Origin of the sequence: Bradyrhizobium sp. Ash2021, from assembly GCF_031202265.1 — a bacterium.
GTDB lineage: Bacteria > Pseudomonadota > Alphaproteobacteria > Rhizobiales > Xanthobacteraceae > Bradyrhizobium.
Window position 1 is genome coordinate 61,587 of record NZ_CP100604.1, and the last position, 19,421, is coordinate 81,007.

A 19,421-nucleotide genomic window follows, 5' to 3' on the forward strand; every position below is an offset into this window, starting at 1 on the left:
GATTTACGGAAAAGCGGATCCCGGTTTTCCGAAAAGATCGCGCTCAAACATAGACGTTCAGCAGCAATCCGGCCGCTGGGCATAACGGGCAAGGTGCCCGTACGACCGAGAGGATGGCCGCCATCCGAAATATAGAGACCATGGCAGGATCGCCGGATGCTGATCTCGTATTGCGATCAGCGTCCCGCAATCTTGCGCATGGTCTTTGTGTTTCAGGCGTTCGTTCTTTCGCGAACCCATGAAAGAAGACCACAATGTTTAACTCTCATTCAGTCGAGATCGACTGGGGTGGACGTCCCCTCAAGCTTGAAACCGGCAAGATCGCCCGTCAGGCCGACGGCGCGGTTCTGGCAACCTATGGCGAGACCATCGTGCTCGCCACCGTCGTCGCCGCGAAAAATCCGCGCGAAGGCGTCGACTTCCTGCCGCTGACCGTCGACTATCAGGAAAAGACCTACGCCGCGGGCCGCATTCCCGGCGGCTATTTCAAGCGCGAGGGACGTCCGACCGAAAAGGAGACGCTGGTCTCCCGCCTGATCGACCGCCCGATCCGTCCGCTGTTCGTCGACGGCTGGCGCAACGAAACCCAGGTGATCGTCACCGTGCTGTCGCACGACATGGAAAACGATCCCGATATCGTCGCATTGGTCGCCGCCTCCGCGGCGCTGACGATTTCCGGCGCCCCCTTCAAGGGCCCGATCGGCGCTGCCCGCGTCGGCTTCGCCAACGACGAATACGTGCTCAACCCGACGCTCGACGAAATGCTCGAGACCCAGCTTGATCTGGTCGTCGCCGGCACCGCCGACGCCGTGCTGATGGTGGAATCGGAAGCCAAGGAGCTCAACGAAGACATCATGCTCGGCGCCGTGATGTTCGGCCACCGCCACTTCCAACCGGTGATCAAGGCGATCATCGAACTGGCCGAGAAGGCCGCCAAGGAGCCGCGCGAAGTCAAGATCGTCGACGAAAGCGCGCTGGAAAAGGAAATCCTCGGCCTGATCGAGCAGGACCTGCGCGCCGCCTACGCGATCCCGGTCAAGCAGGACCGCTATGCCGCGGTCGGCAAGGCCAAGGAAAAGGTGATGGCGCACTACTTCCCGGAAGGGCAGGAGCCGAAATACGACAAGCTGCGCATCGCCGGCGTATTCAAGGAACTGGAAGCCAAGATCGTCCGCTGGAACATCCTCGATACCGGCAAGCGCATCGACGGCCGCGATTCCAAGACCGTGCGCAACATCGTCGCCGAAGTCGGCGTGCTGCCGCGCGCCCACGGTTCGGCGCTGTTCACCCGCGGCGAAACCCAGGCGATGGTCGTGACCACGCTCGGCACCGGTGAGGACGAGCAGTATATCGACGCGCTGTCGGGAACCTACAAAGAGACGTTCCTGCTGCACTACAACTTCCCTCCCTACTCGGTCGGTGAAACCGGACGTCTCGGCGGCACCAAGCGGCGTGAAATCGGCCACGGCAAGCTCGCCTGGCGCGCGATCCATCCCGTTCTGCCGCCGCACCACGAATTCCCCTACACGGTGCGCGTGGTCTCGGAGATCACCGAATCGAACGGATCGTCGTCGATGGCTTCGGTCTGCGGCGCTTCGCTGGCGCTGATGGATGCCGGCGTTCCCCTGAAGCGGCCGACCGCGGGCATCGCGATGGGCCTGATCCTGGAAGGTTCGCGCTTTGCGGTTCTGTCCGACATTCTCGGCGACGAGGATCATCTCGGCGACATGGACTTCAAGGTTGCCGGCACCGACCAGGGCATCACCTCGCTGCAGATGGACATCAAGATCGAGGGCATCACCGAGGAGATCATGAAGGTCGCCCTCGGCCAGGCCAAGGATGGGCGTATCCACATCCTCGGCGAAATGTCGAAGGCGCTGACCAATGCCCGCGCCGAGCTCGGCGAATACGCGCCGCGCATCGAGACCTTCAAGATCGCCACCGACAAGATCCGTGAAGTGATCGGCACCGGCGGCAAGGTGATCCGCGAGATCGTCGAGAAGACCGGCGCCAAGGTCAACATCGAGGACGACGGCACCGTCAAGGTCGCCTCCAACGACGGCGAGGCGATGAAGGCCGCGATCAAGTGGATCAAGTCGATCGCCTCCGATCCGGAGATCGGCCAGATCTACGAGGGCACCGTGGTCAAGGTGATGGAGTTCGGCGCCTTCGTGAACTTCTTCGGCGCCAAGGACGGCCTGGTCCACATCAGCCAGCTCGCATCCAGCCGCGTGCAGAAGACCTCCGACGTCGTCAAGGAAGGCGACAAGGTCAAGGTCAAGCTGCTCGGCTTCGACGATCGCGGCAAGACGCGGCTGTCGATGAAGGTGGTCGATCAGGCCACCGGCGAGGACCTCGAGGCCAAGCAGAAGGCCGCGGAAGCCTCGGCGCCGCGTGAAGCCGCCGGCGAGTAGGTTTTCGCAAAGAGCCAGGAACAACGAAGGGCGGCCGAAAGGCCGCCCTTTTTGTTTGCCAACCCCAGGCCAGCTAGCGTTGCTCTATTCAAAGGCCGTCATTGCGAGGAGCGAAGCGACGAAGCAATCCATTCTTCCTTTGTGGGTCTATGGATTGCTTCGCTTCGCTCGCAATGACGGATGTGCACGAGATGACGACCCCCTGACATATCGCGGAGGCTTTTTCTTTTTCCTCCCCGATCCTGTAGATGTCATCGCTCTCCAAAACGGGTGATCCCGCCATGCCCACGCCAACCATCCGCCCCGCCCGCGCCGACGAATATGACGAGGTCGCCCGCGTCTGGATGAACAGCTGGGTTTCGACCGGGCTCGAAGACGCCAGCAATTTCCTGCTGGCGAAACTGCGGGCGCGCGTGCCGCAGGAGATCGAGAAGGGCTGGAGCCTCTACGTCGCCGACGACAATGGCACGCTGGCGGCGATGCTGGCCTTGCATCTGGGCGACCGCTATCTCGACCAGCTCTTCGTCGCGCCGGAATATCAGGGCCAAAATCTCGGGCGGCAATTGCTGGCTTTCACGCGAAAACATCTGCCGGATGAAATCTGGCTGCGCTGTGTGCGCGGAAACGAAAAGGCCTGGCGCTGGTACGAGCGCGAAGGCTTTGTGTTCGAGAAGGAACAGGTCGAGCCGATGACGGGATTTGTCATGAAATATTATCGATGGAAGAAAGAAGGAATCGCACCATGATGCAACTCTACTGGTCGCCCCGCTCCCGCTCGTTCTCTTCGCTGTGGTTGCTGGAAGAGACCGGGCAGCCCTATGAGGGCGTGCTGACCGACATCTCCACCGGCGCGCAGAAGAAGATCGAATATCTCGCGATCAATCCGATGGGCAAGGTGCCGGCGCTGAAAGATGGCGAGGCCACGCTGGCCGAAGCCGCCGCGATCGCCGCCTATGTCGCCGAACGCTATCCCGAAGCGAAGCTGGCACCAAAGCTCGGCGATCCGCTGCGCGCGAAGTATCTGTACTGGCTGTTCTTCGGCCCCGGCTGCATCGAGCCCGCGATGGTGCAGCTTGCCACCAAGATCGAGATGAACCCGGTCGCGGCCGGCTGGGGCGATGCGCAGCGGGTGATCGACGTGCTCGACGTGGCCTTGAGCAAGGGACCGTGGATCCTAGGCGAAAGCTTCTCGGCCGCCGATATCGTGATTGGCTCGGGGCTGAATTTCGCGGTCCGGCTGTTCAAGATGATCCCGGCGCGGCCGTCGTTCGACGCCTATATCGCACGCTGCATGGCGCGGCCCGCGTTCCAGCGCGCGGAAAAGATCGCGGCGGGGTGAATGGCCCAAAGACAAAATCGCGAAAACAACCCCATGCAAAGTAGGGTTGGTTCCCGGGGCGGGTCACACGACGACGCGGGGATCCACGTCCTGTGCATAGTCGACGCCGTCGATGCCAAATCCGAACAGGCGAAGGAACTGGCTCCTGTATTCTGGAAGGTCCGCCAATTCGCCGAGCGTTTCCGTGGAAAGGACAGGCCATCGTCGCGACACCTCCGCCTGGACTTCGGGCGAAAGCTCCCAGTCGTCGACTCGAATGCGCTGGGCCTCATCGACTTCGACGCCCGCGCCAAGGCGCGTGCGGAAAAGGCGATCGATCTGTTCGATGCATCCTTCGTGGAGCTGGAGCTGCTTCATGACCTTGAACAGCACCGTCCCATAAAGCGGAACCACCGGAATGGCTGAACTCGCCTGGGTGACCACGGCCTTCAGCGCCACCACGCGGGCAGCGTCCTGGCCGAGCCGGCCGCGGATTTCTTCTGCCTTGCGGTCGAGATCGACTTTGGCGCGACCCAGGGTGCCTTTCCAGTAGATAGGCCAGGTCAATTCGCTGCCGATATAGGTGTAGTTGAGCGTCCGGAAGCCCGGCGCCAGGACACCAGCGTCCGCGAGTTGGTCGATCCAGCGCTTCCAGTCATCGCCCCCCATCACCGCCACCGTGGCGGTCGCCTCATCCTCACTCGCCGGCGCAATGGTCGTCTCAAAGACCTCGCCGGTTTCAGTGTTGAGAGTCTTGATGTCGACGGGAGCGCCCAGTGGTTTGATCGCCGAGCGATAGGTCTTGCCGGTGTCCGGGTCTGTCCGGACCGGAGCGGCCATGCTGTAGATCAGCATGTCCAGCTGTCCGAACTTTTCGCGCACACAGTCGATGAAAGTCTTCTTCAAGTCGTTGGAGAAGGCGTCGCCCTCGAGCGTAAGGGGAGACCGTCCGATCCTCTCGGCCTCGAGTTCAAATGCGCGGTTGTTGTACCAGCCGGCGCTGCCCGTCCTGGTTGCCGAAGGCTCGCGCTCCAATGACACGCCGATGGTTTCTGCGCCTCCGGCGAAGGTCGCAACAATGCGGCTCGCGAGGCCATAACCGGTCGAACACCCTAGCACGGCGACACGCTTTGGACATTCCGCAATCGACCCCTGGCGAAGAACATAAGCGATTTGTTCGCGAACATTTTTGGCGCAGCCGACAGGATGTGCCGTCGTGCAGATAAAGCCTCGCACGCGCGGTTCGATAATCATGCCCACCCCGGTTCAGATCGCTGCAAAGAGCCCACCCGCAGCCCGCCCACCTCTTGCCGCGAGCGAGGAGAAGAAAAACGACGTCACGCATCCATCCGCTTGAACACCAGCGTGGCGTTGGTGCCGCCGAAGCCGAAGGAATTCGACAGCACGGTGCCGAGCTTGGCATTGTCGATGCGCTTGCGCACGATCGGCATGTCGGCAAACACCGGATCGAGTTCGCTGATGTTGGCGCTCTCGCAGACAAAGCCGTTGTTCATCATCAAAAGCGAATAGATCGCTTCCTGCACGCCGGTGGCGCCCAGCGAATGGCCGGTCAGTGCCTTGGTCGCCGATATCGGCGGACATTTGTCGCCGGTCCCGAACACTTTCCGGATCGCCTCGATTTCCGGCGGATCGCCGGCGGGCGTCGAGGTCGCGTGCGGGTTGATGTAATCGATCTTGGTATCGACGGTGGCCATCGCCATGCGCATGCAGCGCTCGGCGCCCTCACCCGAGGGTGCTACCATGTCGTAACCGTCGGAGGTCGCGCCATAGCCGACCACTTCGCCGTAAATGCGCGCGCCGCGCGCCTTGGCGTGCTCGAGCTCTTCCAGCACGACCACGCCCGCGCCGCCGGCGATCACAAAGCCGTCGCGGCTGACGTCGTAGGGGCGCGAGGCGGTCGCCGGCGTCGCGTTGTATTTCGAGGACATCGCGCCCATGGCGTCGAACAGCACCGACAACGACCAGTCGAGCTCCTCGCAGCCGCCGGCGAAGATGACGTCCTGCTTGCCGATCTGGATCGTCTCATAGGCATTGCCGATGCAATGGTTCGAGGTCGCGCAGGCCGACGAGATCGAATAGTTCACGCCCTTGATCTTGAACCAGGTGGCGAGCGTGGCGGATGCCGTCGACGACATCGCCTTCGGCACCGCGAACGGTCCGACCCGCTTCGGTCCCTTGGAGCGCGTGACGTCGGCGGCTTCGACGATGGTGCGCGCGGACGGTCCGCCCGAGCCCATGATGATGCCGGTGCGGACGTTGGAAACTTCCGCAGGCTCCAGACCGGAATCCTGGATCGCCTGCTCCATCGCGATGTGATTCCAAGCCGCGCCCTCGCCGAGGAACCGCATCGCGCGCCGGTCGATCACGTCAGCCGGATTGAGCGTCGGCGCGCCCTGCACCTGCGAACGGAAGCCGAGCTCGGCGTATTTTTCCGCGCGGGTAATCCCTGACTTCGCCTCGTGAAGGCTCGCCAGCACTTCCTGGGTGTTATTTCCGATGGACGAGACAATACCCATCCCCGTGATGACAACCCGCCTCATGATCGCCTCGCCCTGCCGTTATGTTTTAGTGTGTATTTTGGCGTGATGGTCTTGCTCAAGCCGGGGTGGTGCCCTGCTTCAAGAGCCCAACCCTCAGGTCCTTCGCGCGATAGATAATCTCACCATCGGCCGAAAGCCAGCCGTCGGCGATGCCTAGCCAGAGCTTTAGGCGCATCACGCGCTTGATATCGATGTTGTACACAATCTTGCGGACGTTCGGCATCACCTGGCCGGCAAGCTTCAGCTCGCCGAGGCCCAGGGCCCGGCCGCGCCCCTCACCGCCGGTCCAGCCGAGATAAAAGCCGACCATCTGCCAGAGCGCGTCGAGGCCGAGGCAGCCCGGCATGACTGGATCGTTCTTGAAATGGCAGCCGAAGAACCAGAGATCCGGGTTCACGTCGAGTTCGGCCCGAACGATGCCCTTGCCGTATTCCCCGCCGGTTTCGGAAATTTCGCTGATGCGATCGAACATCAGCATCGGCGGCAGTGGCAACTGGGCGTTGCCGGGGCCAAACAGCTCGCCGCGGCCGCACGCCAGCAAATCCTCATATTCATAACCACCGCGCCGATTCAGCATCGTCTTCAGCCTCTCTAGATGTCCCGATGGAGCGCTTTCGAGCGAACCGGACCTGTTTCCCACGGGAAGACCGCTTCCCGCAAATTGGCGCTACTTAGGGTGCTCTCGGCTATGGCCTCTGCCGAAATCGCATATGTGGTCCGCGCGCTCTGTAACATAGGCCTCCGCAGCCAGCAAAGCAGCGGAACGGGCTAAATCGCCGCGTCCCACCGGGTTCCTCCTTAACCCTTGGGCCGGTTCTAGTTGCGAAAAACTTGCATCTAACTGGCTTCCTTTCTATATTCGGCAAGAATGTTGCCCAAATTAGCGCGTGCGGTACCCAAAGTAGATATGACGAACCAAATCACGGTTTTGAGCGATGACGCCGTCGATCCGGCAACCCGCAGTGCCGCACATCAGCCGGCGCTGACCGGCTGTCCCTGGCACGACGTCAACGAAATGCTGCAGGCCGCCGGCCTGCGGCCGACCCGTCAGCGCATGGCGCTGGGCTGGCTGCTATTCGGCAAGGGCGCGCGGCATCTGACGGCGGAAATGCTCTACGAGGAAGCAACCCTGGCCAAGGTTCCGGTGTCGCTCGCCACCGTCTACAACACCCTCAACCAGCTCACCGATGCCGGCCTGCTGCGTCAGGTCAGCGTCGACGGCACCAAGACCTATTTCGACACCAACGTCACCGCGCATCACCACTTCTATCTCGAGAACAATCACGAGCTGGTCGACATTCCGGATCCGCACCTCGTGCTGTCGAAGATGCCGGAAGTGCCTGAAGGCTACGAGATCGCCCGCGTCGACATGGTCGTGCGGCTGCGCAGGAAGCGCTGAGCCTCGTCGCCCCTGCGAAAGCAGGGGCCCATAACCACAGATGTTTGTTGTTTAGCGAAGGCGTCTGCTGTCGCGCCTCATCGATGAATCGCGCGGTATGGGTCCCGGCGCCTGATGCGCAATTGCGCATATGGGCCGGGACGACGGCATACTCACTCCACCTTCTCATCGGCGTAAACGCCCCACAGCCGCTGCTGCTCGATCCAGCCGTCAAAGCCATCGCCGGTGACGCGGCACCAGCCGGCCGCGCATTTCTTGACCTGGGCCACGACGCCGGCCTGCAGGCGCGCGGCAACCGCGCTGCCCGGATCGGCACGAGCGTAGAGCGGCGCGAGTTCGTCCTTGGTCTTCATGGTGACGACCGCAGTGCGGCGGCCCGACAGCAGCGAATGATAGACCCAGCCTTCGGCGCCTTCGGAATCGCGCACCCGGCGCCAGTTTTCGAACTCGGCGGTGATTTCGACCGGAAGGCCCGAGCGGGTGTAGACCCAGGCGACGTCATTGTCCTTGGTCGGGCCGGCCCTGACATTCACATGATCGGATTTGAGGCTGACGTAACGCGGCACCGGCAGGCCGCTGGTGGTGACGGCCGAATCCTTGGCCGAAAATCCCGTGCTGACGGACGCGCCAAGCCAGCACCCCGCCAGCACCGCGACCAAACAGAAACGCCCCAACGCCATCAACCCGTCTCCTGCCGAGAAACCCTCAACCCGTATTCTTCGGGTTGAACCCGCCTGCTAACGCCTAAAACCCCAGACCCCTGCGTCCGTCCCGGTCGCACCCCGGCATCCCATTTCCGGGGGTTCTTGTCTTGGCCCGGCCTTCTGCTAGAGAGAGCGGAACGGTTGAGACCCAGAACGGCCGAATTTTTCCCCGAACTTTCTCTCGAACCCTGTCTCGAAGTTTTTCCTGGAACCCAAGAAAACGCCAAGACGACGACCGAGAAAACGACCGAGGAAGCCACCCACGTAGAGACCTGGACGCGCGACAATCGCAGTGTCGAACAACCGGGTTAATGAGGTCTGAACGGCGCGGCCTTTGACGAGCTAAAGCCTGGCACGCCGGAGCTTCATGAGAGCAGAACATGTCGGTTAAGAAAAAGCCTCTCGTCGTCGTCACCCGCAAGCTGCCGGACTCGATCGAGACCCGGATGCGTGAGCTGTTCGACGCCACGCTCAATCTCGACGATACGCCGATGACGCCGGAGCAGATCGCGCAAGCGGTTTGCAGCGCCGACGTGCTGGTGCCGACCGTCACCGACGAGATCACCGAAGAGATTCTCAAAGCGCCCGACTGCAAGATCAAAATGATCGCCAATTTCGGCAACGGCGTCGACAATATCGACGTTACCGCGGCGCATGCGCGCGGCATCACCGTGACCAACACGCCGAAGGTGTTGACCGAAGACACCGCCGACATGACCATGGCGCTGATCCTTGCGGTGCCGCGGCGATTGATCGAAGGCGCTACGATCCTGACCGAGGGCAAGAACTGGCCCGGCTGGTCGCCGACCTGGATGCTCGGCCATCGCATCGGCGGCAAGCGCCTCGGCATCGTCGGCATGGGCCGCATCGGCCAGGCGGTGGCGCGCCGGGCGCATGCGTTCGGCCTGCAGATCCACTATCACAACCGCCGTCCCGTAGCGCCGCGCATCGCCGAAGAACTCGGCGCGACCTATTGGGAAAGCCTCGACCAGATGCTGGCGCGGATGGACATCATCTCGGTGAACTGCCCGCACACGCCGGCGACGTTCCATCTATTGTCGGCACGGCGGCTGAAACTGATCCGGAAAGAGGCCTATATCGTCAACACAGCGCGCGGCGAAGTGATCGACGAAGACACATTGATCAAGCTGATCGAAGCCGGCGAGATCGGCGGCGCCGCCCTCGACGTGTACGAGAACGAGCCCGCGATCAGTCCGAAACTGGTGCGGCTGGCGCGTGCCGGCAAGGTGGTGCTGCTGCCGCATATGGGCTCGGCCACCATCGAAGGCCGCGTCGAGATGGGCGAGAAGGTGATCATCAATATCCGCACCTTCCTCGACAATCACAAGCCGCCGGATCGCGTGCTGCCCAGCATGCTGTGAGCCTTCGATCGGTGTTTACGTGTCCCGGACGCGGTGCAGCGTTCTTCACGCTGCGCCGCAGAGCCGGGACCCACGCGCGAGTCGATAGGGATGGACCCCGGATCAGCAGCGCATCACGCCGCAAGACATAGCGCGTCGAAGACGCGCGTGAACGCGCTGATGGCGCCGCGCAGCATCCGGGGCACGCCTCACGGCGACCGATATCCACTCAAGTCGGTAATCGTCGGCGCATCGCCGTTGAGCGGATTTTGCGGATCGCGCGCATAGCGCAGGGTCTCGAACCGCATCGCGCGGGCGTCGACCATCAGCAATCGCCCGACCAGGCCTTCGCCGAAACCGACGATTTCGCGGATCGCCTCCAGCGCCATCATCGATCCCAGCATGCCTGCCAGCGCACCCATCACGCCGGCCTCGGCGCAGGCCGGCACCGTGCCCGGCGGCGGCGGTTCGGGGAACAGGCAGCGATAGGTCGGATTGAACTCGCCTTCGGCATTTCGCTCATGGGCGCGGATCGTGGTCAGCGAGCCGTCGAACTGGCCGAGCGCCGCCGTGATCAGCGGCTTGCCGGCGAGGAAACAGGCGTCGGAAACCAGATAGCGCGTCTCGAAATTGTCGGAGCCGTCGAGCACCAGGTCGTAGCCGCCGATCAGCGACATCACGTTGCGCGCATCGAGCCGTACCGCGTGCGCCTCAAAATTCACGTGCGGATTGAGCGCATGGATCTGCAGGGCCGCGCTGTCGACCTTGCGCCGTCCGATGTCCGGGGTGGTGTGGATGATCTGGCGCTGCAAATTGGACAATGAGACGATGTCGTCATCGACCACGCCGAGCGTACCGACGCCGGCGGCGGCGAGATACATCAGCGCCGGGGCGCCCAATCCGCCGGCGCCGATCACCAGCACGGACGCTTCCTTCAGCGCGGTCTGGCCGGGGCCGCCGACCTCGCGCAACACGATATGGCGGGCGTAGCGTTCGAGTTCGTCGGCACTCAGCATCGTCGCATTACTTCCTTCCGCCGCATCGCAATTATCCGATCCTCATGGTGAGGAGCGCGTCTTCGCGCGTCTCCGGACGATGCTTTCGCATCGCCAGGAGAACCATGAAGCCCCTGGCCCATCCTTCGTGACGCCGCTTCGCGGCTCCTCAGGATGAGGGAGGACCGTCCCGTTCCCTGAACCGGGGCGCGGTTGTTGCCGACCAAGCAGATGTGCTTAATTGTCGGCACGTCAATGGCTTCCGGGATTTGTCATGAGATCCGTGCTTTCAGCAACATTGATGGTCGTGGCCAACATTTTTGTCGTCCCGGGGGCCTCCGCGCAGGCGCAGCTGACGGCGCCAACCACGGCGGGCGCCAAGCCGAAGGTGGTGACGACGGTGCCGATCCGCCCCGCGATGCAAAAGCCGGAGGAGACGGCGAATGCCATGGCGCAGGCGGAACGCCTGGCGCTGCAGTCGGATCTCGCCTGGGTCGGCCAGTATAATGGCGCCATCACCGGCGATGTCAGCGAGCGCATGGTCGCCGCCATCAAGGAATTCCAGAAAGCCCGCGGCGGCAAGCCGACCGGCGTGCTCAATCCGCAGGAGCGGGGCATCCTCGCCGACACCGCGAAACGGCGGCAGGACAGTGTCGGCTGGAAGATCGTCACCGATCCCGGCACCGGCGTGCGGCTCGGCATTCCCTCAAAACTGACGCCACAGCAGACCAGCGACGCCAATGGCGCCAAATGGACCTCGTCCACCGGAACGATCCAGATTCAACTGGCGCGGCGCAAGGAAGCCAACCCCACCACCGCAAAACTGGCCGAGCGGGAAAAGAAGGAGCCGGGGCGCAACATCGACTACACCGTGGTCAAGCCGGACTTCTTCGTGCTGTCCGGCCTGCAGGGCCTGAAAAAATTCTATCTGCGCGGGACCTTCAGGGGTGACGAGGTCCGCATCCTCACCATCCTCTACGATCAGGCCACGGAAAATACCGTCGAGCCTGTCGTGATCGCGATGTCGAGCGCCTTCAACGCGTTTCCGACCGGCGCGCAGGTCGCGGGGCCCCCGCCGCGCAAGACGGTGGAATACGGTACCGGAATCGTGGTCAGCGACGACGGTGCGATCGTGACCGACCGTCAGGTCACCGACGAATGTCTCGCGGTCACGATCGGCGGCTACGGCAACGCCGACCGGATCGCCGAGGACAAGGGCCATGATCTGGCCTTGCTGCGCATCTACGGCGCGCGCGGGCTGAAGCCGCTCAACCTCACGGGCGGCGCGTCGAAGACGGCGCTCGACCTCACCGGCATATCGGATCCCCAGAGCCAGGGTGGCGGCGCGGCCGTCAGCAGCGTCAAGGCGACGGTGGCCCAGATCGGCGGCGGCAACGACGTGGCGCTGTCGCCGCCGCCGGCGCTCGGCTTTTCCGGCGCGGCGGCGATCGATGCCGACGGCAAGTTCGCCGGCATCGCCCTGTTGAAGCCGGTGCTGGTTGCGGGTCCGGCGAATGCCACGCCTGCCCAGGCGACGCTGGTGCCGGCCGATACCGTGCGCGATTTCCTCAAAGCCAATGGCGTCAATGCATCGGGCGGATCGTCGGATGCAAAAGCCTCGGTGGTCCGCGTGATCTGCGTGAGGAAGTAGATCACTAGTGGTCATCATCCGCGAAAGCGGATGATCCAGTATCCCAGAGACCTGTGAAATAGCCGAGAAGGCGCGGCGTACTGGATACCCGCTTTCGCGGGTATGACGTCCGTTAATCCTGCCGCGCATCGCTCCTCACGCCAGCCCGAACCGCACGCCCGCGCGCGCGAGCCCGCCGGCCATGCCGATCGGCGTACCGTCCGCGCGCCAGCAGGCCGCGCCCGACATCCGGCCGTCGTCGTGAAACTGGATCCCATTCATGCCACCGGCGACGGTCGGCACCGCCAGCACCTTGTGGCCAAACGAAGTGAGTTTGGCGCGGACATTGTCCGGCACCGCCAGTTCGACCTCGAGCGCATTGCCCTCGGTCCAGACCCGCGGCGCCTCGACCGCTTCCTGCAGGCTCATGCCGTGGTCGATCAGATTGACCAGCGCCTGCAGCGCGCTCGGGAAAATCCGTTTTCCGCCGGGCAGGCCGAGCGCGTAAGCGAGCTTGCCGTCGCGCAGCGCCATCATCGGCGACATCGAGGTGGTGACGCGTTTGCCCGGCGCCAGCGACAGCGCATGGCCGGGACGGGGATCATACAAGTTCATGTAATTGTTCGGCACGGTGCCGAGACCGGGAATCATGATCTTGGCGCCGAACAGATTGTTGATGGTCTGCGTGGTCGCGATCACGTTGCCAAACGCATCCGCCGCCGTCATGTGCGTGGTGTGTGCGCCTTCGAGCTGTTGCACGCCGGCGCCCCATTTCTGCGCCCGGGTTGAATCGATCGCGCCGCGGCGCTCGTCGGCATAGGCTTTTGAGGTCAGCCGCTCCACCGGCACGTTGATGAAATCGGGATCGCCGCTGGCAGCGGCGCGGTCGGCAAAGGCGATCTTGAGGACCTCGGCGAGATAGTGAATCGTCTCCGCGGTGCCGAAGCCGAGTTCGGCGATATCGTAGCCTTCCAGAATATTCAGCATCTGCGCGATGTGCACGCCGGATGCGGCGGGCGGCGGCGGCCCCAGGATGACCCAGCCGCGATAATCGGCCCGGACCGGCTGACGCTCGACGGTCTTGTAGCTGGTGAGATCCTCGCGGGCGATGAAGCCGCCATTGGCCTTCATGTAGTCGACCAGGATGTCGCCGAGCGGCCCCTGATACAGCGCCGCCTCGCCATGTTGCGCGATATAGGTCAGCGTTTCCGCATATTCCGATTGCATCACGCGCTCGCCGGGCTTGATCGGCATCCCGCCGGGGAGATAGATCGCCGAGATCGCCTTGTCCTTGCGCATCTCGTCGGCGCAGTCGCTGATGCATTCGTGCAAATAGGGCGTCGCGGCATAGCCGCGCGCGGCGTGCTTGATCGCGGGCTGCATCACGTCGGCGAGGCTCATGGTCCCGAACCGGTGCAGCGTCTCGCACCAGGCTTTCAGCGAGCCGGGCACGGCGACCGCTTTCGGGCCGTTCAGATTTTCGTCACCGATCGTATCGAACACGTCGTGCGCGGAGCCCGGCTTCGATGTGTAGGTGTCGGGCCGAACCGCTGATGGAACGGTGCTCTGGCCATCGATGAAGCGATGGCTGCCGTCGGCAAGCCGGATGTGCGCCATGCCGCCGCCGATGATGCCGACCATCATCGGTTCGACCACAGTCAGTGTAAACAACGTCGCGATCGCCGCGTCGATGGCGTTGCCGCCGGCGGCGAGCATTTCGACGCCTGCTGCCGAGGCCAGCGGATGATTGCTGACCACCATGCCGCGGCTCGAGGACGCCGGCTGTTTCTGACAGTGGAAATCGGTGCCCGCGCGATCCCGCCAGTTACTGGTCATGTTTGTCTCTCGCTCCACGGTCTATGAAAGTAATACAGCTGAACTACGCCAGTATTCTCCCGGAATAGCCATAATTTCATAATCCGGCATCATTGCACCGTACTGAGCTTGGGCCCGTGAGGGCCTGACCGAACATTCTGCTCCCGCAGCATCACCGCGAGGAGCCTGTCATCGGGCGGCGCTTTGCGCCGACCCGGTGGCTCGCGATGGCGCATCCGTAGCATTACCTGACACCAATCATTTCTGACATTTCGGGCACCAGAAGGTCGAGCGCCCGTTCTGGGTGAAACGCCGTACGATTCCGCTGCAACCTGCGGTCTGGCATTTTTCGCCTTCGCGATCGTAAACCTGAAACGAATGCTGAAAATAGCCGAGTTCGCCCGAGGTCTGGCGGTGATCGCTGATCGATGAGCCGCCGGCCTTGATCGCCTGGTTCAGCACCGAATGAATCGAATTTACCAGATGCCTGGCGTGATCGGTCGGCTCGGCCTTTTTGGTAGCCAGCGTCGCCGCCAGCCGGCGTGGCGACAGACGCGCGCGATAGAGCGCCTCGCAGACATAGATGTTGCCGAGCCCTGCGACCACGCGCTGATCGAGCAGTGCGGCCTTGAGGCTGGTCTTCTTGTTGGCGCAGGAACGCGCCAGCATCGCCGCATCGAATTCGTTGCCGAGCGGTTCGGGGCCGAGGCCCTTCAACAACGGCTCGTCCTCCAGCGCGTTGCGGGCAATGATCTTCATGTAGCCGAAGCGGCGCGGGTCGTTGAACACGATCGCAGCGCCCGATGACATGTGAAACACGACGTGATCATGCGTGCGGGTTTCGCTGCGCGGATGGTGGAATTGCCCCGGCGTCGTGTTGCCGTCAGCTTTTTGGACGCGAAACGAGCCGGACATGCCCAGATGCATCAGCAGCACGTCACCCGAAGTCAGATCCGCCATCAGATATTTGGCGCGGCGGCCGAGGCCGGTCACGGTCTGGCCCTCCAGCCGCGCGACAAAGTCTTTTTGGAACGGAAACCGCAGATCCTTGCGCCGGGCCTCCGCTTTGACGATTTTGGCCCCCTCCATGGCGGGCTGCAGGCCGCGGCGGACGGTCTCGACTTCGGGTAATTCGGGCATGCAGGCATTCACCTTATAAAGGTGACGTGATAGCGCCATTGCGGCGGGCGCGCTATGGTCCGCCAGCGCCCCCTTTCCGAAGTTCGTAAACCCTCGCAGCACCTCCTGTACGAACTTCGGAAAGTCAGGGGGCACCAGTAAATATAGATCCTGGTGCCGCTGATCGATTTGAAGTTTCTGATCGAAGTTGCAGCAAATTCTGCAGGAACTTCAAATCGGCGGCACCAGTGGAGATGAGTTGATGGATCGGCCGGATCAAACCACGCATTTTGGCTTCAGGGACGTGCCCTTGGGGGACAAACAGACGCTGGTGAACGATGTGTTTCACAGCGTGGCGTCCCGCTACGATTTGATGAACGATTTGATGTCGATGGGCCTGCACCGGGTCTGGAAGGACATCATGATCAACACCCTCAATCCGCCGAAGAGCGATGCTCCGTTTGCGCTGCTCGACGTTGCCGGCGGCACCGGCGATATCGCGTTCCGCGCCGCCAAGGCGGCCGGCCGAGGTTTTCGCGCCACCGTCTGTGACATCAACAGCGACATGCTCGCGGTCGGACGTACCCGCGCCGCGGCCCGTCATCTCGATGAGCAGGTGTCGTTCGTCGAGGGCAATGCCGAGGCGCTGGCGTTTGCCGATCGCACGTTCGACGCCTATACGATCGCGTTCGGCATCCGCAACGTGCCGCAGATCGATCTGGCGCTGCGCGAGGCCTATCGCGTGCTGCGGCCCGGCAGCCGCTTCCTGTGCCTGGAATTCTCCACCGTCGATGTCCCCGGGCTCGACCGGATCTACGACCTGTTTTCGTTCAAGATAATCCCGCCGCTCGGCCGCGCCGTGACCGGCGACGCCGAATCCTATCAATATCTCGTCGAATCGATCCGGAAATTTCCACGGCCCAGCGCCTTTGCCGAGATGATCCGCGCCGCCGGCTTTTCGCGGGTGAAGTGGGAGAGCCTCTCGGGCGGTATCGTGGCGTTGCATTCGGGCTGGCGTTTGTGATTTCTGCGACGACCCACATCGCGCGGCTGGTCCGCGCCGGTTATGTGTTCGCGCGCGAGGGCGTGTTCGGCGTCGTCGATCCGAGCCTGGTGCCGCCGCCCGGGCAGTTGGCGTTGCGTCTGGCGCGATTGATCGAGCGGCCCGGCACCAAGTCCGGTCAGCGGCTGTCGCGGGCGCTGACGCGGCTGGGCCCCGCTTATCTCAAGCTCGGGCAGTTTCTGGCGACCCGGCCCGACGTGGTCGGCGTCATGATGGCGCGCGACCTGGAAAGCCTGCAGGACCGGCTGCCGCCGTTCTCGCAAGGCGAGGCCGAAGCCGTCATTGCCCAATCGCTGGAACGGCCTGTGGCGCAGGCCTTTGCGAGCCTGGGGCCGGCGGTCGCCGCCGCCTCGATCGCGCAAGTGCATCGCGGCGAGACCGAGCGCGATGGGGTCCGCAAATCGGTCGCGGTCAAGGTGCTCCGGCCCAACGTCGCCGCGCGCTTCCGCCGCGACCTCGGCGATTTCTTCTTTGTTGCGTACAATGCCGAGTCGCATTCGGCCGAAGCGCGCCGGCTGCGGCTGGTCGAGGTCATCAACACGATGTCGCGCTCGGTCGCGATGGAGATGGATCTGCGGCTGGAGGCGGCCGCATTGTCCGAGATGGCGGAGAACACGCGCGACGATCCGGATTTTCGTGTGCCGACCGTCGACTGGGACCGCACCACCCACAACGTGCTGACGATGGAGTGGATTGACGGCATCGCGCTGAACGATCACGCCCGCCTCGCGCAGTCGAACATCGATCTGCCCGATCTCGGCCGCAAGGTGATCCAGAGCTTTCTGCGCCATGCGTTGCGCGACGGCTTCTTCCATGCCGACATGCATCCCGGCAATCTGTTCCTCGACGATACCGGCCGGCTGGTGGCGGTCGACTTCGGCATCATGGGCCGGCTTGGCCTGAAGGAACGGCGCTTCCTCGCCGAAATCCTGCTGGGCTTCATCACCCGCGACTATCGCCGCGTTGCCGAGGTGCATTTCGAGGCGGGCTACGTGCCCGGTCATCACTCGGTGGAGAATTTCGCGCAGGCGATCCGCGCCATCGGCGAGCCGATCCACAACCGCACCGCCGAGGAAATCTCGATGGCGAAGCTGTTGACGCTTCTGCTCGAGGTCACCGGCCTGTTCGACATGCAGACCCGCCCCGAACTGATCCTGCTGCAGAAGACCATGGTGGTGGTCGAAGGGGTCGCGCGCGGCTTCGACCCGAAGCTCGACATCTGGAAGGTCGCCGATCCCGTGGTGCGGGAATGGATCGAGCGCAACCTCGGACCGATCGGGCGCATCCAGGGCGCGATGGCCGGCGCCGGCGACCTTGGCCGGGTGCTGACAGGCGCGCCGGCGATCGCCGCGCGCTCGGTGGCGGTGCTGGAGCATCTGGAGAAGATGGTCCGCGAAGGCGTTACACTGTCGCCGGAGACGATCGCGGCGATGGGCCGGACCGAGGGCCGCAAGAGCCGCTGGCGCACCATCGCGCTCTGGATCATCGCGGCGACCTTTATCGGAATTTTGATCGCCGTCCGACAACTTTGATTGCATTGACTGCACGTTTGTGCTAGCATTGCAATCACCTCTTTCTGGAGGCCGCCATGGCGAGCCTGACCATCCGCAAGCTCGACGAAGGCATCAAGACCTACTTACGGCTTCGCTCCGCCAAGAACGGCCGCTCGGTCGAGGAAGAGGTCCGGGTCATCCTGCGCGAATATCTGGAAGGTAGTCCGGTGCAAGCCGACGCCGCGCTGGCTCCGGCCGAGGCTGCTTCGCCAGCTATCCGGCGCGCCAGCGAGACCGGCCAGGCCCGCGTCACGCTGATCATCGGCGGCGGCATCGCCGCCTACAAGGCGCTGGACCTGATCCGGCGGCTCAAGGAGCGGCATATCGAGGTCCGCTGCGTGCTGACCAAGGCCGCGCAGCAATTCGTCACGCCGCTGGCGGCCAGCGCGCTGTCGCATGAGCGGGTCTATACCGATTTGTTCGATGCCGAGAGCGAGTTCGATGCCGGTCATATCCGCCTCGCGCGGGACTGCGACCTGATCGTGGTGGCGCCGGCGACCGCGGATCTGATGGCGAAGATGGCGCAGGGCCACGCCGACGACCTCGCCAGCGCCGTCCTGCTGGCGGCCAATAAGCCGATCCTGCTGGCGCCGGCGATGAACCCGCTGATGTGGAATAATCCCGCCACCCGCCGCAACGTGATGCAGCTGCGGCGCGACGGTGTCGCCACCGTCGGCCCCAATGCCGGCGAGATGGCCGAAGCCGGCGAAGTCGGCGTCGGGCGGATGGCGGAGCCAACGGAAATCGCGGCTGCCGCCGAACACATTTTGCGCCCGCCGCACCCGCGCCCGCTGGCCGGCAAGCGCGTGCTGATCACGGCAGGCCCGACGCACGAGCCGATCGATCCCGTGCGCTACATCGCCAACCGCTCTTCCGGCAAGCAGGGTTATGCGATTGCCGCGGCGGCGCAGGCCGCCGGCGCCGATGTCATCCTGATCTCGGGCCCGGTCGAACTGCGCGATCCGCCCGGCGTGACGGTCATGCGCGTCGAGTCGGCGCGCGACATGCTGCATCGGGTGGAAGCCGCGCTCCCTGCGGATATCGCGATCTTCGCCGCCGCGGTCGCCGACTGGCGGGTCGCCAATGAAGGCGAGCAGAAACTGAAAAAGACTTCCGCCGGCATGCCGCCGCTGCAGCTGATCGAAAATCCCGACATTTTGGCGACGATTTCGAAGTTGCAGGACAAGCGTCCGCCGCTGGTGATCGGGTTCGCGGCGGAGACCGAGCACCTGATCGACAACGCCAAGGCAAAAATCGCGCGCAAGGGCTGCGACTGGATCGTTGCCAATGATGTCTCGCCCGCAACCGGCGTGATGGGTGGCGACCGCAACACCGTCCACTTGCTCACGCGCGAGGGAGCGGATGCCGATAACATCAGCGTTGATTCCTGGCCTGTCATGACCAAGGAACAAGTCGCGACCAAATTGGTGGCGCGGATTGCTAAGACCGTGGAGAAAGCTTCGTGAGTGCAACGATCAAGGTCGACATC

16 protein-coding genes are annotated in these 19,421 nt (G+C 63.5%); 9 read left to right on the plus strand and 7 right to left on the minus strand.

The annotated features are described in order from the left end of the window. The first annotated feature begins 254 nt into the window (after positions 1-254). From pnp to NL528_RS00275, 3 genes are all read left to right on the plus strand, one after another. The gene (pnp, locus tag NL528_RS00265; protein WP_074272226.1) at positions 255-2,414 is read left to right on the plus strand and encodes a polyribonucleotide nucleotidyltransferase; all 2,160 of its coding nucleotides are present in this window, start codon (positions 255-257) and stop codon (positions 2,412-2,414) included. A gap of 281 nt (positions 2,415-2,695) precedes the next feature. Next, the gene (locus NL528_RS00270; RefSeq protein WP_309180784.1) at positions 2,696-3,160 is read left to right on the plus strand and encodes a GNAT family N-acetyltransferase; all 465 of its coding nucleotides are present in this window, start codon (positions 2,696-2,698) and stop codon (positions 3,158-3,160) included. Further along, on the plus strand, positions 3,157-3,753 hold the full coding sequence (locus NL528_RS00275) for a glutathione S-transferase N-terminal domain-containing protein (RefSeq protein WP_309180785.1): 597 nt from the start codon (positions 3,157-3,159) through the stop codon (positions 3,751-3,753). Before NL528_RS00270 ends, NL528_RS00275 begins: the two co-directional genes overlap by 4 nt. A gap of 63 nt (positions 3,754-3,816) precedes the next feature. Here NL528_RS00275 and fabV read toward each other — a convergent pair whose 3' ends face one another. From fabV to fabA, 3 genes are all read right to left on the minus strand, one after another. After that, positions 3,817-4,986, minus strand: coding sequence for an enoyl-ACP reductase FabV (gene fabV / locus NL528_RS00280; RefSeq protein ID WP_309180786.1), 1,170 nt, complete (start codon positions 4,984-4,986; stop codon positions 3,817-3,819). Between the two features lie 83 nt (positions 4,987-5,069). Then, positions 5,070-6,293: a beta-ketoacyl-ACP synthase I gene (gene fabB, locus NL528_RS00285; protein ID WP_309180787.1), complete on the minus strand. Its 1,224-nt coding sequence runs from the start codon at positions 6,291-6,293 to the stop codon at positions 5,070-5,072. Between the two features lie 55 nt (positions 6,294-6,348). Continuing rightward, entirely contained in the window at positions 6,349-6,870 is a 522-nt protein-coding gene (fabA, locus tag NL528_RS00290) for a 3-hydroxyacyl-[acyl-carrier-protein] dehydratase FabA (protein WP_309180788.1), read from the minus strand. 330 nt (positions 6,871-7,200) lie between these two features. Between fabA and irrA the strand changes: the two genes are divergently transcribed. Further along, positions 7,201-7,692 carry an iron response transcriptional regulator IrrA gene (gene irrA, locus NL528_RS00295; protein WP_309180789.1) on the plus strand — a complete coding sequence of 164 codons (492 nt, stop codon included), beginning with the start codon at positions 7,201-7,203 and terminating at the stop codon, positions 7,690-7,692. Between the two features lie 152 nt (positions 7,693-7,844). Here the strand turns inward: irrA and NL528_RS00300 are convergent, their stop codons facing one another. Continuing rightward, on the minus strand, positions 7,845-8,372 hold the full coding sequence (locus NL528_RS00300) for an SH3 domain-containing protein (RefSeq protein ID WP_309180790.1): 528 nt from the start codon (positions 8,370-8,372) through the stop codon (positions 7,845-7,847). Between the two features lie 404 nt (positions 8,373-8,776). On the opposite strand from NL528_RS00300, the gene NL528_RS00305 reads away from it, so the two are divergent. Then, positions 8,777-9,778 (plus strand): D-glycerate dehydrogenase, encoded by a 1,002-nt coding sequence (locus NL528_RS00305; RefSeq protein ID WP_309180791.1) that lies wholly within the window; start codon positions 8,777-8,779, stop codon positions 9,776-9,778. Positions 9,779-9,966: 188 nt separating this feature from the next. Here the strand turns inward: NL528_RS00305 and NL528_RS00310 are convergent, their stop codons facing one another. Next, positions 9,967-10,773, minus strand: coding sequence for a molybdopterin-synthase adenylyltransferase MoeB (locus tag NL528_RS00310; RefSeq protein WP_309180792.1), 807 nt, complete (start codon positions 10,771-10,773; stop codon positions 9,967-9,969). Positions 10,774-11,026: 253 nt separating this feature from the next. On the opposite strand from NL528_RS00310, the gene NL528_RS00315 reads away from it, so the two are divergent. Further along, positions 11,027-12,403 carry a serine protease gene (locus NL528_RS00315; protein ID WP_309180793.1) on the plus strand — a complete coding sequence of 459 codons (1,377 nt, stop codon included), beginning with the start codon at positions 11,027-11,029 and terminating at the stop codon, positions 12,401-12,403. Between the two features lie 135 nt (positions 12,404-12,538). On the opposite strand, the gene ggt is transcribed toward NL528_RS00315, so the two are convergent. Both ggt and mutM read right to left on the minus strand, forming a co-directional pair. Then, a complete protein-coding gene (gene ggt, locus NL528_RS00320) occupies positions 12,539-14,218 on the minus strand; it encodes a gamma-glutamyltransferase (protein ID WP_309180794.1) in 1,680 nt (559 codons plus the stop codon). Between the two features lie 237 nt (positions 14,219-14,455). Continuing rightward, positions 14,456-15,337, minus strand: coding sequence for a bifunctional DNA-formamidopyrimidine glycosylase/DNA-(apurinic or apyrimidinic site) lyase (gene mutM / locus NL528_RS00325; protein WP_309180795.1), 882 nt, complete (start codon positions 15,335-15,337; stop codon positions 14,456-14,458). A 241-nt stretch (positions 15,338-15,578) separates the two neighbouring features. On the opposite strand from mutM, the gene ubiE reads away from it, so the two are divergent. From ubiE to coaBC, 3 genes are read left to right on the plus strand one after another with little or no spacing between them, the layout of a single operon-like run. After that, positions 15,579-16,340, plus strand: a complete 762-nt coding sequence (gene ubiE, locus NL528_RS00330; RefSeq protein WP_309180796.1) for a bifunctional demethylmenaquinone methyltransferase/2-methoxy-6-polyprenyl-1,4-benzoquinol methylase UbiE — start codon at positions 15,579-15,581, stop codon at positions 16,338-16,340. After that, a complete protein-coding gene (ubiB, locus tag NL528_RS00335; protein ID WP_309180797.1) occupies positions 16,337-17,911 on the plus strand; it encodes a 2-polyprenylphenol 6-hydroxylase in 1,575 nt (524 codons plus the stop codon). Before ubiE ends, ubiB begins: the two co-directional genes overlap by 4 nt. 56 nt (positions 17,912-17,967) lie before the next feature. Then, complete coding sequence (gene coaBC / locus NL528_RS00340; protein WP_309180798.1) at positions 17,968-19,398, plus strand: bifunctional phosphopantothenoylcysteine decarboxylase/phosphopantothenate--cysteine ligase CoaBC; 1,431 nt, start codon at positions 17,968-17,970, stop codon at positions 19,396-19,398. Positions 19,399-19,421 lie beyond the last annotated feature (23 nt).

Excerpts from the sequence above, each read along its gene's own strand:
- fabA (WP_309180788.1), bottom strand. The coding sequence starts at position 6,870 with ATGCTGAATCGGCGCGGTGGTTATGAATATGAGGATTTGCTGGCGTGC.
- irrA (WP_309180789.1), top strand. The coding sequence starts at position 7,201 with ATGACGAACCAAATCACGGTTTTGAGCGATGACGCCGTCGATCCGGCA.
- fabB (WP_309180787.1), bottom strand. The coding sequence starts at position 6,293 with ATGAGGCGGGTTGTCATCACGGGGATGGGTATTGTCTCGTCCATCGGA.
- mutM (WP_309180795.1), bottom strand. The coding sequence starts at position 15,337 with ATGCCCGAATTACCCGAAGTCGAGACCGTCCGCCGCGGCCTGCAGCCC.
- NL528_RS00315 (WP_309180793.1), top strand. The coding sequence starts at position 11,027 with ATGAGATCCGTGCTTTCAGCAACATTGATGGTCGTGGCCAACATTTTT.
- NL528_RS00305 (WP_309180791.1), top strand. The coding sequence starts at position 8,777 with ATGTCGGTTAAGAAAAAGCCTCTCGTCGTCGTCACCCGCAAGCTGCCG.
- fabV (WP_309180786.1), bottom strand. The coding sequence starts at position 4,986 with ATGATTATCGAACCGCGCGTGCGAGGCTTTATCTGCACGACGGCACAT.
- NL528_RS00300 (WP_309180790.1), bottom strand. The coding sequence starts at position 8,372 with ATGGCGTTGGGGCGTTTCTGTTTGGTCGCGGTGCTGGCGGGGTGCTGG.
- ubiE (WP_309180796.1), top strand. The coding sequence starts at position 15,579 with ATGGATCGGCCGGATCAAACCACGCATTTTGGCTTCAGGGACGTGCCC.
- NL528_RS00310 (WP_309180792.1), bottom strand. The coding sequence starts at position 10,773 with ATGCTGAGTGCCGACGAACTCGAACGCTACGCCCGCCATATCGTGTTG.
- NL528_RS00270 (WP_309180784.1), top strand. The coding sequence starts at position 2,696 with ATGCCCACGCCAACCATCCGCCCCGCCCGCGCCGACGAATATGACGAG.
- NL528_RS00275 (WP_309180785.1), top strand. The coding sequence starts at position 3,157 with ATGATGCAACTCTACTGGTCGCCCCGCTCCCGCTCGTTCTCTTCGCTG.
- ggt (WP_309180794.1), bottom strand. The coding sequence starts at position 14,218 with ATGACCAGTAACTGGCGGGATCGCGCGGGCACCGATTTCCACTGTCAG.
- pnp (WP_074272226.1), top strand. The coding sequence starts at position 255 with ATGTTTAACTCTCATTCAGTCGAGATCGACTGGGGTGGACGTCCCCTC.
- coaBC (WP_309180798.1), top strand. The coding sequence starts at position 17,968 with ATGGCGAGCCTGACCATCCGCAAGCTCGACGAAGGCATCAAGACCTAC.